An 18,228-nucleotide genomic window follows, 5' to 3' on the forward strand; every position below is an offset into this window, starting at 1 on the left:
GTGTCCCTGCGCGTTTTTTAATATCTTTACCGGCTACAAAAAAGTAACTACCTATGCAACTCCAAATAACAGACGTTCACACCAAAACGATATCCTGGCGGGGAAATGATCTCGTAGACTGGGCCACAAGCACAAAAATACATGGCGACGGCGAATGGCCTGCCCAACAAATACATTACGCTTATAATTTCGATGCAGCCATCACTTCAGCGGACGGACAATATGCACTGATTTTTACTAAGCAGGGCACCAAAGGGCTGCTGCTGAAAAACGGCAAAATGCTTCGGGAAGTTAACCGGTCATACTATCAGGCAGAGGTATACGAATATCCGGCAGCGTTTTTTGTGGCGCCCAACGGCAGGACCTACCTGGCCCATTGCCCGCAGGCCTACTGCCAGCTGGACTTTGAAGATGTGGAAACAGGAGAGGTGATCACCCGCGTGGAAGGCCGCGAGCCGCAGGACTATTTTTATTCCCGCCTCGAGGTAAGCACGGATAACAAGTGGCTCATCAGTAAAGGCTGGGTATGGCATCCCTGGGATATGGTGGTGGCCTTTAATATCGAAGCATGCCTGCAGGACCCTAAGTTGCTGGACCAGGTTAAGAAAAGTCCGGATGTTGATGCAGAAGTAGGCGTGGCAGGCTTCATCAGTAACCATGAGGTACTGATCGGCGCCATCGGGGACGGAGAACTGATGGACGAAGAAGCTGAAAATGCGGAGGCGCTGCAACCAGGCCAACTGGTGGTCTGGGACCTGGAAACAGACGCGTTGTCAGCACCTGTCACCGTCAAAGGGATCTTTGGTAATATTTTTCCCATAGATAATACGTATACCTGGGACCTGGCCGGCTGTCCGCGTATTATCAATTACCGCACCGGTGAGGTGGTGGACCAGCTGGAGGAATTTCTTGTCAACCCTCAGGTATCTTCTATCATTCATCACATAGAAGCGCCACAGATTTCGTATAACCGGGAAACAAAAGCCGTGGCTGTTATCACGAAAGACCGGAAAGTAGCTTTACTGACCCGCTGACGATAGTGATTGAATTATATTAATAAGAAAAGCAGCTCCGTGGAGCTGCTTTTTTATTGTGGCTGTATACACTGTTATTGTTTGTAGACAATGCGGTAGATGGTGCCCATCTTGTCGTCAGACACGTACAGGGAGCCATCGGGGCCTTGCGCGAGACCACAGGGACGGTGGAGCGCATCACCGGGCGCGGCAATGTTTTCTTTGCCGGCGAAACCTTTGGCGAATACTTCCCATTTGCCGGAAGGTGCTCCGTCTTTAAAAGGCACAAAAGCCACAAAGAAGCCCTGTTGTGGTTCAGGGGCCCTGTTCCAGGAACCGTGGAACGCGATGAACGCTCCGTTTTTATAACGCTCAGGGAACATGTTGCCGGTATAGAACAGCAGCGCGTTAGGAGCGAGGTGGCCCGGGAAAGTGGCAACCGGATCGTCATATTTGTCAGTGACAGCTTTTTTACCATCGCCACCATATTCAGGACAAACGATTTTTTTCTGCTGTATATGGTCGTAGTAAATGTACGGCCAGCCGCAGTTGGAGCCGTCATGCAGTTTGTACATGGTTTCGGCGGGCAGCTCGGCTGATTGTTTGGCGTCGTACAGTTCAGGGAAAAAGTCGTGCAGGTTGTCACGGCCGTGCTGCATTACAAAAAGCGCATTGGCCTGGCTGTTCCAGTCGAGGCCCACCACGTTGCGAAGGCCGGTAGCGTACCGTTTGCCGTTATGATATCCCTGGTTCAGTTCATTGGCCTTGAACACCCAGATACCGCCGGCAGAATCCAGCAGGGGGCATGGCTGCATGCCCGGGGAACCTTTGGTACGGTCTTTTTCCTGGCATATATTGGAAGGTGCCCCGATATTCACATATAGGTTACCGTTATTGTCCAGGGCAATGGATTTTGAATTGTGTTGTCCGCGGTCTATCAGCCCACTGACGATAGTGTCCGGATGTTGCGGGTCTGCTACTTCCTGCTGGTCGTTCAGTTTGTAACGGAACACGCTGGTGTTGGAGGAAGCATACAGGTAGCCGTCTTTAATGGCGATACCGGTGCCGCCGTAGGGAGCAAACGCGGAACGTTCATCTGCACGGCCGTCGCCGTTTTTATCTTTCAGCACCACAATGGCGTTGCCGTTGACCGGGTTCTCCAGTTTAACATACACCACGCCGTTTTTATTCACGGTCAGGTGACGGGCATTACCGGTGCTGTCGGCAAAACGAAGCGCGCCAAATCCCTGCGGCAGCTCCAGGCCAACGTTACCATTGTCGGCAGCGGGGCCTTTAGGTGCTTCCGTACCCGGATTGTTATTGCAGCTGTGCAGTACCAGCATGGCAGACGGCATTAAAAGGCTCAGGGCCATCGCCCTGAAAACCCGCTTGTCTGACCGGATAGGCCATAATCCTGTTTTCATAGTATTGTGTTTAGTGCAAAATAATGGACTTTCGGATGTCCGTGACCGTTGAAGGCCATAAAAAGTACGAAAATAATGGAAGATGCTGAAAAAAATATGACGCACGGAGGAGCACTCTGTGAGCAAATAATCAAATAAACAAATCACTGTATTAATATCAGGCCGGCGTCTGGAAACGGGGCAGGTGCGCGGCCAGCGCCTGGTAGAGCTCATTGAAATGCACAGGCTTGGAAATATAGGCGCTGGCGCCTGCCTGTAACAGCTCTTCTTTTACGGAAACGAAAGCGTCTCCCGAAACAACCAGTACTGGGATGTCCTTCAGAAAGCTGTCACGGCGCAATTGCCGTAGCAGTTCTTTGCCGCCCATGCCAGACATGTGCAGATCGGTGATAACGATGTCCGGTTTCTCCAACTGTATACGCTGCAGGGCTGCGGCCCCGTCGTGGCAGAGGATAGGCGCGATGCCCATATGGGCCAGTATTTTGCTGAGCAATGCACTGCTTACCAGATCGTCTTCAATGATCAGTGCAGTAGCACCGGGAAACACGTCCCGGCGATAATGCTGCCGGATGGAAGTGGTATTGTTCTCCCTGGCCGTCTCCAGCGGTAAGGTGAAGGTGATGATGGTATGGGTGCTCATTTCGTCCGGTTCCATATATATCCTGCCACCCAGTAAGGTGACCAGGTGTTTGGTGATAGACAGACCCAGGCCGGTGGCTTCGGTGATCTGGTTTCGCTCGGACACAAACGCTTCGAAGATATGCCTGGCTTTTTCTGGATGAATGATGCCTTCATTGATCACCCGGAAAATGATCTGTTGCCCGTAACGTTCTCCGGTGACAGACACTGTACTGTTGCCAGTGGCGAATTTCACCGCATTGGACAACAGGTTGTTGATGATTTTGGTGAGAATGATCTTATCACTGTAGATGATGGCCGGGAGTTGTTTGTCGAAGCTCTCGCGGACAGTGATGCCCCTTGAATGCGCAATATACCGGCTGATGGCCGCGCAATGCCCCACGCACTCCCGGAGGTCCAGCGATTCCCGGGTAACGGTATTAAACCTGCCGGCGTCAATGCGCGACATGTCCAGCACGTTGTTGATGATATTGCGCGCAATATAACAGGCGGAATAGAGGTCGTCTATTTCTTTATGCTCTTCACTGTCTTCATCGCTCTTCCGCAACTGTAACAGCTGGGCGATACCATAAATAGCGTTGAGGGGTGTCCGTAGTTCATGATAGGTTTCCCGCAGGAACGTGCTTTTGGCCATGGAAGCTTCTTTCAGTTTTCTTTCTGATTGCAGCAGGGCATGTATTTTACCAATGTAAAACGACATCACCAGCACCATCATGGTCACAAAACCGGCCGCTGTCAGCACATGCATCATATACATCGCTTTTTCAGTCAGCTCCAGCGGCACAATCACCGGATGACGGTGATTAATATGCACCAGTGCCATTAATGAAAGCGTGATGGCCAACGTAGACACCAGTACTTTCCGTTCCCTGTTCAGGAAGAACGTATTGCAAAGATGGAAGACGATCACGGCAAGGAAAGCGATCACCAGGTCCGTCGGAATGGCGTCTTCCAGTAAACAGCTCCAGTATACCGCAAAGATGCCATGTATCAGCAACATGACCAGGCTGGCCCTGAAGTACTGCCGGAAATGATTAAGCAGCACCACCGACATGAATCCGGTGGCTTCCATTAACACGGGCGCCAGGATAAAAGGCGTAGGATGCAGTACATAAAAGTAAGAACCGATAATCAGCACCATTATCGTAACAATAAGGGCCAACGCATTGGCGAGGATAACAGGTCTTCTTTCTTCCTGACTGGTAAGGCCTGCCGTACCGGCGAACAGCGGCGCTCTTAAGGACTTTAGGAGGCGGGGTTGGGTTGATGTGTACATGTGACAGCATTAAATAAGATTTTCAATAGTCATTTGAGGTGTTTTCATGTTCGTTGTTATTATGCGCTATCAGCGCTTCATAAGCATGTTCTGTCGGGCTTTGGTTCAATGATCTGTTGTAAACGCAATGTGTTAAAAATCACCTTAAAAATAGGAAAGCAGGAGAGAGGTAAAACAGCAGGCGGTAAATTATTTAGCCATTTAATCATTTAAATAATTAAACAGTTAAATGACTAAATGATTTCGAATTGTTTTATTTTGTTTTCTTTTTTAGTTTTTATTTATTATTTTTCTGTTCTGTATTCAACCAAAATAGAAAGCGGGCCGCAGTGGGTCAATGTGAATTTTACGTTATGAATCGGCCCCGGAATTTGATTTTCATAATACCAGCTATATTTTCGCCCACTTGAAAAGTTCAAAACCATATGAAACCTATCTGTCACTTTCTTTTTCTTTTGTCTTTACTGACATGCCTTTTCCTACAGCCATCGGTAGCACAGACCACACAGGCGTCTATACTGGGGATGATCACGGACGAAAACAAACAACCGGTGCCCGGCGCTTCGGTAGTGGTCCGCAATGAATCCACCGGTTTTACCAGCCGTACCATTACCAATGCCAAAGGAGAGTTTACTTTCCGGGAAATGCCGCTGGGCGGCCCTTACACGGTCAACGTGACCTCGCTGGGCTTCCAGGAACAGAAACGTACCGGCTACGCGCTTAACCAGGGCGACGTGGTAAGGGTCAATATTGCGCTGCAATCGGCCGCGGTAAGCATGCAGGAAATAAAAGTGGTAGGCTCCGGCCTCAAAAACAAAACGGAGAACTTCGGCGCCGCCACTACGGTCTCTGCAAAGGACATCGCCCGGCTGCCGGTAAACGGCCGTAACTTCACCTCGCTGATCGATCTGTCGCCCCTCAGCAGCGGTAACAATCTCGCCGGTCAGTTAGGGTCGTCAACAAACATTACAATTGACGGTACTTCTGCCAAGAACCCGACCTCCAGCAGTGGCACCAACACCAGGATAGGCGGCCCTTACGCCATCTCCATGGAAGCGATCCGGGAATTTAAAGTGGTGACCAACCAGTACGATGTGACCTATGGCCGCAGCGGCGGAGGTACCATCAGCACGGTGACCAAATCCGGTACCAACACATTCTCAGGAAGCGCTTTCGCCTTCATGCGGCACGATAAATTATCAAGCCCTAATGATATCCGTGGTAATAAACGGCAGAACGACTTCTCCACCTACCAGTACGGCTTTTCTCTCGGTGGCCCTATCATCCGCAATAAAGCTCACTTCTTCATTGCATGGGACCATCAGGCTGATGCCCGCCCGCTGCAGCTGGCTGATATTAAAACACCGGAAGACGAAAAACGACTGAACGTCACACAATCCACACTGGATAATTTCCTTCAGATTGCCCGTGGCAAATACGGCGTGGCAGAAACGCCGCAGTTCGGCTCCTTCAACAAAAAGAGAGGTACCGACGCCGCCTTTGCCCGCATCGACTGGCAGCTGAATGAACGCAACCTCCTGACTATTCGCGACAACTATGTCAATGACCGCGCTCCGCTGGGCCGCGATGATAACACCGCTATCAACCTGTATGAGGTGTACGCCAATGCCAAGGCGGTCAACAACAGCCTGCTGGCCACCCTCCGTACCACTATCAGCCCTAAAATGACCAACGAGCTGAAAGTACAGCACCTGTACACTTTTGAAGAAAGCTCCCCCGGCGCTCAACTGCCTGCACAGAACATCCCACGCGGTATTGTGGAAAGGGTGAAGTCTAATGTGAATGGCAAAGATGTGTTCACCAGCATACAGCTCGGCGGGCAACGGTATTCTCCCGAGCACTTCTACAACAATGTGTTTCAACTGGTCAATAACCTGTATTACAATACCAACAAAGCCAACTTTACTTTCGGTGCAGATGTCATGTACAGCCACATGAACTCCCTGTATGGCAGCGAAATGAACGGCCGCTTCTATTTTACAGGCATGGACAACTTCAATAACATGACGCCATATCGTTATGCCCGCGAAGTAGCCCTGGCAGATGATCCCAGCGTGAAACAAAATATCGTCAGCGCGGCGCTGTACGCTCAGATGCAGACAGAATTGTTTAAAGGTTTTGAAATGATCGCCGGGCTGCGTGCAGACTATACCACTTATCTCAATAAGCCCAATTTCAACGAAACAGTATACCAGGAACTGGGCCTGCGCACAGACAATTCACTGCGTACTTTCCAGCTGCAGCCCCGCCTGCAGTTCAACTGGGACATCAATGAGCAGCATCGCGACTACCTCCGTTTTGGCGCGGCCATCTTTGGCTCCGATATCAACAACTATGCAATGATCAACAACATGTTGTTCGACGGTACCAAGGTGCTGACCGTAGACGTGCAGGGCGCCCAGGTGCCTGCCCCTAATTTCGTGGAATACCGGAAAAACCCTTCTACTGCGCCTGGTAAGGAACTGTTCGATAAACTCGGCCTGCCCCGCATTGGTACTATTAACATGAACGGCAAAGATGCCCGTATACCAGTGGTATATAAAACCAACCTCTCCTATAACCACTTCTTTACTGACCGTTTCAAAATGGGACTGACATTCTTCGCCACGCTGGCGCGCCACAACTATATGTACGTGGACCGCAACATGGTGGACCAGCCCTATTTCCGTCTGGCAAACGAAGGTGACCGGGGCGTATATGTGCCTGCCAATACCATTAACCCGGGCAATGGTTATGCAGACTGGCAGAACGGGCGCAAAAGCACCAAAGTGGGCCGTGTGCTGGAATTGAACAGCGAAGGCAAGGTAAACCAGTTCGCCTTTGTGGTGGACGGTACCTACCGTTATTTCAGAGATGGTGAAATTTCTTTCAGCTACACCTGGAACGATTCAAAGGACAATACCTCTTATAATGGTGACGTCGCCAATACCGCTACACTGTCCCTGATGGTGAAAGATGATCCGCGCAACCTCAGCGTTATGTCCTATTCCGACAACCAGTTCCGCCACAAGGTAGTGTTCTACGGCACTGCGCCCAGCTTCTGGGGTATCAACGTGGGCGTACGCTATTCCGGTATAGGCGGTACACGTTACTCTCTCGCAGTAAATGGAAATGTGAACGGGGACTTTGTAAGCTCTAACGATCTCGCCTATGTGTTCGACGTGAATGATCCTGGTGTACCGGCCGCTATCCGCAACGGCCTCAAGTCCATCCTCGATAACCCCAACGTAGATAACAGTATCAAGGACTATTTGCGTAAAAGCAGCGGCAAGGTAGCGGAAAGAAACGGTGGTATCAATAGTTTTTACGGTGTGTGGGACGTGCGTATTGCAAAGAAATTTAACTTCGGCAAATCACAGTTCGTAGAGCTTTCCGGTGATTTCTTTAACGTAGCCAATATGTTCAACAAAGCATGGGGCGCCAGCAAGGTGCTGGGCAAACAGAACCTGTACTCATTGGGCGGCTTCGATCCTGCTTCATCCACCTACAAGTACGACGTAAACGTCAATTCCGGTGTAGTAGTGCCCTCCGGTAACCCTTGGCAGATACAGCTGGGTATCAGGTACGGCTTCTGATGTCATCCTGAAAAAAGATAAAACAGCCCGGGGAAAAGCACCCCGGGCTGTTTTATTTTGGCCTTGCTAAACTCCCGGCTTTTTAGAATCTTTGTAAGGAATCAATACCGCTAACATTGGAAGCAACAGATGAACAAGTACTGGACAACCCCGTCTGGAATGCACTGACAACCGTGCAGGCCGCAATGTCGGAAGGTACCCGTCACGTAAAAAGATATCGCCGGAGCATTCTTTCCTTCATCGGCTACGATCACGCATCGGCGTATCAGCCGGAGGACTTACAGCCATGGCTAAACGAAGGGGATTATTGTTTCCTGGTAGGAAAATTACCAGTGCTGCCGGCCGACTGGCAGGTAGTGCTGGAGCTGCCCTGCGCACAGATGGTGCTGCGGGAAATGGTGGAGCTGCCGGTTAAAACACCAGTGGAAATCTGCCTGCTGACTGCTGCCGACAGGCCTGAAATGTATGAGCTGGTCAACCGGGTGCAGCCGGGCTACTACAATCTGGACACGCCTTCGTTGGGTTCCTATTACGGTATCCGGCAGGAAGGCCGCCTGGTGGCCATGGCCGGAGAGCGGATGCGTATGGCAGGCTTTACGGAGCTAAGCGCCATTGTTACCGATCCCGCTTATACCGGCAGAGGGTATGCGCAGCAGTTGATCACCCGCCTATGCAGACAACACGCCGAGGAGGGCATCACTTCCATGCTGCATGTGTCGCTGGCCAACGAAAGGGCGATTCGTCTCTATGAGCATATGGGCTTCGTTACCCGTGGAGAAATCGTGTTTAGAAAGATCATCAAATCATAAAAAGGGTTACAATAATAAAGGCCTGCCAGTATGCTAATACTGGCAGGCCTTTATTTATATACGCTTTGCGGGCACTAGTATTTTGCCGGCTGTCCGGCTTTTGGCAGCGACTTCCGGATAAATTCCCGGATATCTTCGTTGCCCGTTGCCAGATCATCCTTACGGAGGTACATCATATGTCCGCTGCGGTAGCCTTTCCAGGACAAGCGGTTCTTCAGCCGTCCGCCCGGATCAAGTTGCCACATGCTGTATTTCGCATTGAAATAATCACACGCGCCGTCATAATACCCTGACTGTATCATCACATGGAGATAGGGATTCGCTGCCATCGCCTGACGAAGGTTTTCGCCGGTGCGGTCGTTGCTGCGGTCCCACGGATGTACCGGGCCAAACATCATGTATTTGAGATCTGTGCTGAACTTCAGCTCTTCGCGCAGGTAGATGTTCATTGCCGGTGTAAAGGCATGGAGCCAGGAAGTCAGTTCTGCATTGTAGTCAGGGGAAGCGCCGGCATCTTCTTTATCCTGGCCCAGGTAGCGAGAATCCAGGCGGCCTACGGTATAACCGCGGTCACGGAGCAGTTCTTTCCAGAAGAAATCTACCGGGATATTCAGGTTGTGCTGCAGGATCACTTTTTCGGAGAGGCCGGAATAGCGGGCCATGCGGGCGGCGATGTCTTTTCTCTTTTGGTCATCGAGGAAGCCCCCCTGGCTGATGGCAGGTATCAGTTCCTGGATCGTGAAGTTCTCTACTTCCGGCAGTACGGCTGTCAGGTCTTTCTGTTGAAGGTCGGTGCCCAGTGCCTTGTGGTACCAGGCGGTGGCGGCAAAGTAAGGCAATGACAATGCCGCATCTACCGGCCCGCTGCGTGCTATGCCCAGATCAGTTGGCGATACCAGGATGACGCCGTTGAGGTACATCCATTGCGCGTTTTGCAGTTCCAACGCCAGACCGGACACCCGGGTGGTGCCATAACTTTCCCCGATGAGGTACTTCGGCGATGCCCAGCGGTTGTGGCGGGAAACGAACGTGTTGATCCACTCTGCGAGGTATTTTATGTCAGCGTTGGTGCCGAAAAATTTGTCGCGTGGCGCGTCTTTATTAATCCGGGAATAGCCGGTGTTGGCAGGATCGATGTAAACGATGTCCGCAATGTCGAGAATAGACTGTGGGTTTTCACGTATGCCGTAAGGCTGTACGGGATATCCTTCATCATCAATATTCAACAGACGGGGACCGGTATACGCGATCTGCATCCATACAGAGGGCGTGCCGGGGCCACCATTGAAGGAGATGACCAGCGGACGGGAAGCCCGGTCTTTTACATCGGTCCTTTCATAATAGGTGTAAAAAAGCCCGGCGACGGTTTTGCCGTCCTGGTCCCATACCGGCTGTGTGCCGGCAATGGCTTTATAGGGGATCTTCTGCCCTTTAACGGTAACATCATGATAACTGGTGACAGCAGTGTCCGCACTGAGGGATAATGTCGGGTTGGCGCCGGTGATGTCTGCTTTAGGCGCCGGTTTGCCGGATGGCGGCGCCTGTTGGGCCTGTACTGCGGATGACAGACTGGTGAGACCAGCCACAAATAAAGGCATCCAGGCCTTGTTGAATACGCTCATAATTAGATCAGATATTTGGTGATAAGCTGTTGTAGGCTGCTATTTATAACCAAATATCGGGAAATCCAAACCGGTCATCCCTTTCCTGTTTCCTTTAGCTGGAAGTCGGACGGACGTTTGCCCACCAGTTTAAAGAAAGTATTGCTGAATGCGGACACGCTGTTGTAGCCGGTATCCCAGGCTATTTCACTGATGGTCTTTTCTGTCTCCAGCAGGTAACCCATAGCTTTGATCATCCTGGCCAGTTTCAGGTACTGAAAAAAAGAGATGTCCATAGTAGACCGGAAAAGCCGAGTCAGCGTACGTTCGCTGATGTTAAACTCAGTGCTGATGGATTCAAGCGTCAGCGGCTCGCCCAGGTTCTCGTTGATATGCCGCAATACAGGCTGCAGCCGCTTGTTATCAGTAGTCGGCAGGTTGATCGGCAACGGAGAAGTACTGATGTCCGGCAGGATGTTCTTAATAGCCTTTACAAAACGATAACCGTTGGAACCGGGCAACACGTCTTTGTCCCATTTGGCCGTGTACAGTATCATCTCCAGCAGCAACGTATTCACCGGATAGATGCCCGTCTGACGGTAAAACGGCACCTGCTCGTCGTCTTCATCCTTAAAGAAGTAGATCGTGCGGACAAAGTTGGCCGGATAGCGGTGCGCAAAATAGTGCTCCACGCCCGCAGGCACCCACATGTAATGTCTTGCCGGCAGGAAATAGGTCTTGTCTCTGGTATATAAAAAAGCGACGCCCCCCTCAACATAGGTGAGTTGTCCTTTGTTATGTTTATGGAAGGGAAAGTGATGCTCCGTTTTCCAGTGCCATATGTAGGCGGATTCCGGTATCCTGTCCACTTGCTCGATGATCAGTTCGGGTTTAAATTCTTCCATTTGGCCGGATTTAGCAAATTAATGGCAATTTATAACAAATAATTTAACCAGGATGAATTGAACTTTGCAACTTCATCAGAATCAATATGTCTTCAATTAGTAATAAATGGCTTGCGGGAATAATGCTCTCTGCATTATTGGCCGGCAAAACAGCCGTTTGTCAGAACCCTGAGCAGAGCCCCTTAACGTTAACGGATGTATGGAATAAGGCTGCCTTGTACAACAAACAATTACAGATGCAACAGCTGCGGGTGGCCGGTGCCCAACAACAGGTCAAAGCTGCCATGGACGAGCGGCTGCCGGAGATAAAAGCCAGCGGCTCCTATTCCCGGGTATCCAATCTGCCGATGTATGAAAAGGGGATTTTTAATGCTCCCACACAGTTTCCGGTCGTACATCAGGCTTACTCTGTTGGCGCAGATGCCTACCTCAACGTATACAATGGCGGTAAAACATCCCGCGAAATCACCGTCAGGCAGACAGAAAGCGAGCTGGCGGCAGAACAGCGCAACATGACCAACGCTGAAATTAAATACAAGGCAGCGGCCTTTTATCTGGACATATACCGGTACCGCATGTACGAAAAAGTACTGTTACTGGATATCCGTGACCGTGAGAAAGAACTGGAAGAAATAAGGCAGCTGCTGAAGAACGGCGTAGTGCTGAAAAGCGATGTGTTGCGCGCGGAACTGAAACTCTCCAAACAGAAAATGACGCTGCTGGAAATAAGGAACAGTCTCCTCATCGCCAACCAGCGGCTCAATATTATGATCGGTCAGCCAGACAGTATCGACAACCGCCTGGCACTGGACACACTGGCACTGGCCGCCGTTCCGGAAAAAGACTACAACGGCTACCTGGCAGAGGCCTATGAGCACGCTTTCCCCTTTAAGATTTCAGAGAAGGAAACAGCCTTGAGTGAGCTCAGGCTCAAAGAAGTAAAATCGAACATCCTGCCTAAAGTCGGGTTGTTTGCAGAATACTCCTATGCCTACCCGCAGATCCTGTTTTATCCATACGCCATCAGCCTGTACGGCCTCGGACAGGTAGGTATAAAGGCAGGACTGCCTATATCGGCCTTATATCAGAACAAACACAAAAAACAAGCTGCCAGGATAGCGCTGGAACAACAGGAGATAGAGCACGCCGATACCAAAGACAAGGTCCGTGAAGAAGTGCGTGCCGGTTATCTCCGTTATACAGAAGCACTGGAACGTATCCGCGTGGCACAGGAGAACATCCTGCAGGCGCAGGAAAATTTCCGGATCGTGAACAATACCTATTTTAATCAGCTCTCACTGCTGACCGACCTGCTGGACGCGGAAACACAGCTGCTGCAGTCCCGCTTTGATCTCACCAATGCGGAAGTAACGGCGCAATTACAATACTATCAATTATTGAAAGCAACAGGCAACCTTTAATATATGAGCAACACACACACCAACACGAACACGAACAAAACAGACAGGATTATATCGAGGATCACAACCGTGGTTGCCTCCATTGTGGTGATATGCCTCGCCATATGGGGCATAAGAACGCTGTTGCACCAATGGAAATACGAAGAAACCAACGACGCGCAGGTCGATGAATATATCAACCCCGTAGTGGCTAAAGTTACTGGCTACGTGGCGTCTATCCGTTATGAGGAAAACCAGGAAGTAAAGAAGGGAGACACGCTCGTGATCATAGATAACAGCGAATATGCCGCACAGCAACAGGAAGCGGATGCGGCGCTGTTGAACGCCAAAGCACAGGTCGGCGTTATCCAGAGCAATGTGTCCACTTCTGCCGAATCGGCCAAAGTATACCAGTCACAGATCGCCGCAGCCAAAGCAAAGCTGCATAACCAGGAACAGGAATACGACCGCTACAAAAAACTCTACGATGCGGAGTCTGCGACCAAACAGCAACTGGAAAAAGTGGAAGCTGCCCTGGCCGTGGCCCGCTCTGACTATAATACTGCCATAGACGCCTACAATGCGTCCCTTGCCAAAATCAATGACGCCCGCGTGCAGCAGAGCGCGCTGGAAGCGGAAATTAAAAGGAGAGAGGCCGTTGTAAAAAACAGGGCCCTCACTGTTTCCTATACTGTCATCACCGCGCCGTATAACGGTAAAATGGGCCGCCGTACCATCCAACCGGGGCAGCTGATCCAGGCTGGCCAGACACTCGCCTACATCGTGGACTGGGAAGCCGGTAAATGGGTAGTGGCCAATTTCAAGGAAACACAGATCCGTCACATGTTTATCGGGGAAACTACCAACATCATCGTAGATGCCTTTCCGGGAAAAACTTTCACCGGCAAAATAGAGTCCCTGTCAGGCGCCACCGGCAGCCGGTTTTCATTGCTGCCGCCAGACAATGCTACGGGCAACTTTGTGAAGATAGCACAACGCATCCCCGTACGGATACGCCTAAACGGCACGCCGGAAGAACTGAAAGCGCTGTCGGCCGGTATGAGCGTCAATGTATCTGTATCTAAAGCCCGTCAATGATCATGAGCAAAGGTAATCCCATATTCAGGTCATGGGCGCCGGAATGGCTGACCAGGCTCACGATCTTCCTCGTGATGTTTCCTACGGTCATGCTATTTGCGTTGTCAACTGCCAATATCAGCGCGGCAACAGGGTTCTACGGGGTGGAACCGGCCGACATACAGTTTTCCATGCTGTTGTATTACGCCGCCCTCGCCAGCTTTACACCGCTGGAACGCCGCTTTTTCAGCCGCGTGTCCACCAAGGAATATTTTCTGATATGCCTGGTATTACAGGTACTGATAAGTTATGCGTGTTACAATACCCGTTCACTGACGGTACTCTTTGCAGGCCGCTTTCTGCAAGGGATGGTGAATTGCGGCGTGACCAGCATCTGTCTGACATTACTCTTCGGACGGCTAAAATCAGAGCACGCGCGGGAAACCGGGTATGCCATTTTTTACACCATGATCCTGTGCTCCGCATCCCTGACTTCCCTGGTGACTGCCCCGCTGGTAGACAACTTCGAATACAATGTGCTCTATAAAATGATCATCTACACATTTGTGCCCGGCGGAATATTGCTACTCCTGCTGATGAACAAAGTACACCTGGTGAGGAAAACACCGCTGTACCAGCTGGACTGGGCCAGCTTCTTCCTCTACAGCCCCATGCTTATTCTCATCGGGTATGTGGTCACCTACGGGCAGCAGTACTATTGGCTGCAGGATGACTCCATCGTCTGGAGCCTCATTGCCATCGTTTTACTGGCGATTGTATTTGTAACAAGACAACTCACACGCAAACGGCCTTTTATACACCAGGAAGTATTTCAGTCGAGGGCATTTCTGTTCGGTATTTTTCTGATCGGCATGTTGTACCTGATCAGAGGCGCGTTCTCTATTACCACCAGCTATTTCTCCACGGTGCTGGGCATGGACCCGATCAATCTGTACGAACTGCTCATTTACAATATTGCGGGAATTATCATCGGGGCCGTTATCTCCGGCAGGTTGATCGTTAAGAAACGCCCGCTGCAGTTTATCTGGTTGGCCGGTTTTTTCCTGTTATTATTATTTCACGGTGGGATGTACTTTCTCTTTGCGTCCGAAGCAGATATGAATACTTTCATACTGCCGTTACTGTTACAGGGAATGGGAGCGGGTATGGTATTTACGCCGATACTGCTGTTCACTATTTCTTCAGTGCCGACAGAGCTTAGCCAGTCGGCCGCAGCGGTGGGCGTATTTATCCGTTTCGCTTTCTTCGGCATCAGTACAGCGTTGATCAATTATTTCTCGTTGTTTTATTCAGGCACACATGCCATGCGCCTGAGTGATCATGTTTCCCGGGCCGACAATGGTTTGCAGGAAAGACTTCATCTGTACGAGTCTGCGTTGCATGCGCGGGGCATGGAGCCGGACATGGCCGGCCGTGCTGCCACAGGGCTGTTGAACAAGGCGATACAGAAACAGGCTTTTCTGAAATATGCGATGGATTATAATGAGATGGTGGTGATATTGATCCTGGGATTAATGTTGTTGATCATTATGGCGCCGTTCATTAATCGTACGATCATTGACGTGAAAGCTAAACAGCCCGCTGCGGCCACGTTCTAGCTTTGTTTGAAGTGGGAAATTATAACGAGCTGATTTTGATTGTTATATGGCTATTAAAAGAAAAGACGCATGAACTGCGTCTTTTCTTTTTTGAATGGTTGGTATTGATTTCTACTATGGCAAAAGCTCTTTCAGTTTTTTGTCGAGTGCTTCTCCTTCGAGTTTTTGGGCGATGATTTTGCCTTTCGGGTCCAGCAGGAACAGGGTGGGCAGCACCTGTACATTGAACGTGTTTTTAGATACTTCGCCTTTGTCATCATGGGCTTGTGGCCATGGATTGTTTTCATCCTTTACGGCTTTAAGCCAGGCGGCTTTGTCGCGATCAGTGGAGATGCTGAGTATCTCAAAATTTTTGTCTTTATACTGTGCGTACAGTTCACGCATGTGCGGGAAAGCGGCGCGGCAGGGGCCACACCAGCTGGCCCAGAAATCAATGAGCACGTATTTGCCTTTGTAATCGGACAGCTTAACGGCTTTTTCCACTTCGTTCTTCAGCGTGAAATCTGCCGGCGTAGCGCCGTTGACGCTGAGTTTGCGGGCAGCGATCTCTGTTTTAACGGCTTCTCCTTCACGCAGTGCCTTTATGGCCGGGGTGAGCTGGGTATATAAAGCAGTCAGCGTTTTATCGTCCAGGGAGCCGCTGTTACGTTGCAGGATCACCGCTGATGCATAAGATCCCGGGTTCTTGCTTACATAGTGTTGCACCAGTTTGTTGATGGCGGCTTTTTCCATAGCCTCCATTTCGGCGCCAGCTGCGGCATTGGCGTTTTTGCCATAGAGGCTTTTCATGACATCAGCACCATACTTGTCCTTCATCTTTTTTTCGATACCGTCCCAGGTTTTGTCCATTTCCTCATTGAAAGCGGCATACACCTGTTGCGCGGCGCCGTCGGGAGAAGAGTAATGGGTACCGGTACTGTCTATACGGGCTACTACGCGATAGGTGCCTGGTTTGTCGATCAGGATGGCCTGAGGCGCGTAGCCGCCACGTACTTTTGAATCATACAGTGATGCGAATAACTGCCGGTAGGGCGCTTCAAAAGGGACTTCACCGGAGAAGGTTTTATTGGTGACCGTCATAGAGTCGTAGCGGTCCGGGTTACGGGAGTACATGTCTATGCGGTCATAGCCACGGGTATCGCCCACCACGGTGCCTTTAATGACAACAGTCTTTTGTTGTGCATAGGCTCCTGTGCTTAAAGCGGTGAACAGCAACAGGATACGGGCGCTGGTTGTAATTTTTTTCATATTGACTGATTAAATGGTTGGCACGCTAAGTTAATCCCATTCAGGGTTTTGTTTCAATTCTTTTCCTGCCGGATATTTGTTCATCACATCCAGGGGAATAGGGAACATGTACATTTTAGGCGCCACAAATACCCGGTCTTCGATCTTTGAACGGGTATAGGCGCGTTTGCCGTTGGCAACGGTGATCACCATGCCATACACCGGGCGGCCAAGTAGTTCTGGCCCTTTTTTCCAGCGGCGCACATCAAACCAGCGTTGTCCCTCGAAGGCCAGTTCCACCGTCCTTTCCTGTTCGTATTTTTCCCAGGTCATTTCACCAGCGGGAATAACGGGCATGCCTGCACGTGCGCGGATAAGGTTGACGTACGTGCGTGCTTCTTCTGCATTACCCAGTTTCAGCTGGCACTCAGCGTAGTTGAGATATACTTCCCCCAGCCGCATAATGATGCAGTTGTTCAGGTTGGGATTGGAAATTCCCTTCAGATCGTAGGTCGTGTCCAGGAATTTTTTGAGATAATAGCCGGTGGCAGTACCACGTTCCGCCGGATTGGCGGCGCTGCCTTTCTGCAGGTCCAGTATCTCTCCGCGGAACATCATGCCGTCATACAGTACGCTGCTGTAAAGGCGGGGATCGCGGTTTTCGTAGGGACGGTCTGGGTTGTACAGCGCCGATTCATTCCATGACTTGCCGTCTTTCATCTGAAACGCGTCCACGATGTTTTGCGTAGGATCGTTCACGCCGCTGGCGAATCCGGTGAAGTTACGCGGGTACTCGTAATCGTTCAGGTCATGTTTTTGTTTGCTTTGCAGGCTGCCAAACTGTTTATCGAAAATAACCTCTACGTTGTTGTCATTCGCAGGTTGAAACATTGCCTTAAAATCCGGGAACAGCTTGTACTGGTTGAGGTCCATCACCTGTTTGGCTGCGGCAGCAGCACCCTGGTAATCCTGTTCGTTAAGCAGCAGCCGGCATTTCATGGCATAGCAGGCGCCTTTGGTGGCGCGGCCTGTCTGTGCCTTGTCTGTATAAGTGGCGGGAAGGAGAGCGGCTGCCGCTTCAAGATCTTTCAGGATGAAGTTGACACATTCTTTATTGGTGGCGCGTGGGATAGCCAGTTCGTCGTTCAGCCCCAGTGATTTGTCAACAATAGGGAATGCGCCGAAATACGCGTAGATGTCCATGTAAAAGAAAGCGCGCAGGAAGTAGGCTTCGCCGCGCATCCTTTGTTGCAGCGCCGCACTGAAAGGAGCTGATTGCAGCTGCTCCAGCAGCGTGTTGCATTTACGGATGCTGGCGTAGTTGCTGGTCCAGTTGTCGCTGAACACACCGGTAGCGGAATTATACTGGGCAAAGTTTACCAGCTGGCCGTCCAGGTAAGGACGGTTCGATTCACCTTCGTCGGTATAGCTCATCATCAGGTCACTGCCGCCACGGTCGTATTCGGAGATAATACCAGAGTAGATGTTAGCGATATAGAGATTGACCAGGCTACTGTCTTTCCATATAAGCTCATCGGTAAACCTGTCTAGCGGGCCTTTGTTCAGAAAGTCCTTCTGGCAGGCCGTCAGGCAGTAGGCGGTGAGCAAAAGGAGATATGCATATTTTTTCATGATGACTGTT

12 protein-coding genes are annotated in these 18,228 nt (G+C 50.6%); 6 read left to right on the forward strand and 6 right to left on the reverse strand.

Features of this window, described 5'->3' with window-relative positions; genetic code table 11:
• Nucleotides 1-53: 53 nt before the first annotated feature.
• Complete coding sequence (locus HGH92_RS27905) at nt 54-1,034, forward strand: hypothetical protein (RefSeq protein ID WP_168874100.1); 981 nt, start codon at nt 54-56, stop codon at nt 1,032-1,034.
• A gap of 74 nt (nt 1,035-1,108) precedes the next feature.
• Here HGH92_RS27905 and HGH92_RS27910 read toward each other — a convergent pair whose 3' ends face one another.
• Entirely contained in the window at nt 1,109-2,437 is a 1,329-nt protein-coding gene (locus HGH92_RS27910) for a PQQ-dependent sugar dehydrogenase (protein WP_247655059.1), read from the reverse strand.
• A gap of 157 nt (nt 2,438-2,594) precedes the next feature.
• Nucleotides 2,595-4,352 carry a hybrid sensor histidine kinase/response regulator gene (locus tag HGH92_RS27915; RefSeq protein ID WP_168874101.1) on the reverse strand — a complete coding sequence of 586 codons (1,758 nt, stop codon included), beginning with the start codon at nt 4,350-4,352 and terminating at the stop codon, nt 2,595-2,597.
• A gap of 425 nt (nt 4,353-4,777) precedes the next feature.
• Between HGH92_RS27915 and HGH92_RS27920 the strand changes: the two genes are divergently transcribed.
• Together HGH92_RS27920 and HGH92_RS27925 are read left to right on the forward strand one after the other, a co-directional pair.
• Complete coding sequence (locus tag HGH92_RS27920) at nt 4,778-7,948, forward strand: carboxypeptidase regulatory-like domain-containing protein (RefSeq protein WP_168874102.1); 3,171 nt, start codon at nt 4,778-4,780, stop codon at nt 7,946-7,948.
• Between the two features lie 116 nt (nt 7,949-8,064).
• Nucleotides 8,065-8,757, forward strand: a complete 693-nt coding sequence (locus HGH92_RS27925) for a GNAT family N-acetyltransferase (protein ID WP_168874103.1) — start codon at nt 8,065-8,067, stop codon at nt 8,755-8,757.
• A gap of 74 nt (nt 8,758-8,831) precedes the next feature.
• Here HGH92_RS27925 and HGH92_RS27930 read toward each other — a convergent pair whose 3' ends face one another.
• Nucleotides 8,832-10,379 carry a S10 family peptidase gene (locus tag HGH92_RS27930; RefSeq protein WP_168874104.1) on the reverse strand — a complete coding sequence of 516 codons (1,548 nt, stop codon included), beginning with the start codon at nt 10,377-10,379 and terminating at the stop codon, nt 8,832-8,834.
• A gap of 74 nt (nt 10,380-10,453) precedes the next feature.
• On the reverse strand, nt 10,454-11,263 hold the full coding sequence (locus HGH92_RS27935) for a helix-turn-helix transcriptional regulator (protein WP_168874105.1): 810 nt from the start codon (nt 11,261-11,263) through the stop codon (nt 10,454-10,456).
• A gap of 122 nt (nt 11,264-11,385) precedes the next feature.
• Between HGH92_RS27935 and HGH92_RS27940 the strand changes: the two genes are divergently transcribed.
• The 3 genes from HGH92_RS27940 to HGH92_RS27950 are packed head-to-tail and all read left to right on the forward strand — an operon-like array spanning nt 11,386 to nt 15,359.
• Entirely contained in the window at nt 11,386-12,684 is a 1,299-nt protein-coding gene (locus HGH92_RS27940) for a TolC family protein (protein WP_168874106.1), read from the forward strand.
• Between the two features lie 3 nt (nt 12,685-12,687).
• Entirely contained in the window at nt 12,688-13,761 is a 1,074-nt protein-coding gene (locus tag HGH92_RS27945) for an HlyD family secretion protein (RefSeq protein WP_168874107.1), read from the forward strand.
• Between the two features lie 2 nt (nt 13,762-13,763).
• On the forward strand, nt 13,764-15,359 hold the full coding sequence (locus HGH92_RS27950; RefSeq protein WP_168874108.1) for an MFS transporter: 1,596 nt from the start codon (nt 13,764-13,766) through the stop codon (nt 15,357-15,359).
• 114 nt (nt 15,360-15,473) lie between these two features.
• On the opposite strand, the gene HGH92_RS27955 is transcribed toward HGH92_RS27950, so the two are convergent.
• Complete coding sequence (locus HGH92_RS27955) at nt 15,474-16,607, reverse strand: TlpA family protein disulfide reductase (RefSeq protein WP_168874109.1); 1,134 nt, start codon at nt 16,605-16,607, stop codon at nt 15,474-15,476.
• A gap of 30 nt (nt 16,608-16,637) precedes the next feature.
• The gene (locus HGH92_RS27960) at nt 16,638-18,218 is read right to left on the reverse strand and encodes a RagB/SusD family nutrient uptake outer membrane protein (protein WP_168874110.1); all 1,581 of its coding nucleotides are present in this window, start codon (nt 18,216-18,218) and stop codon (nt 16,638-16,640) included.
• Nucleotides 18,219-18,228 lie beyond the last annotated feature (10 nt).

The sequence above is a fragment of the Chitinophaga varians genome, from assembly GCF_012641275.1.
GTDB lineage: Bacteria > Bacteroidota > Bacteroidia > Chitinophagales > Chitinophagaceae > Chitinophaga > Chitinophaga varians_A.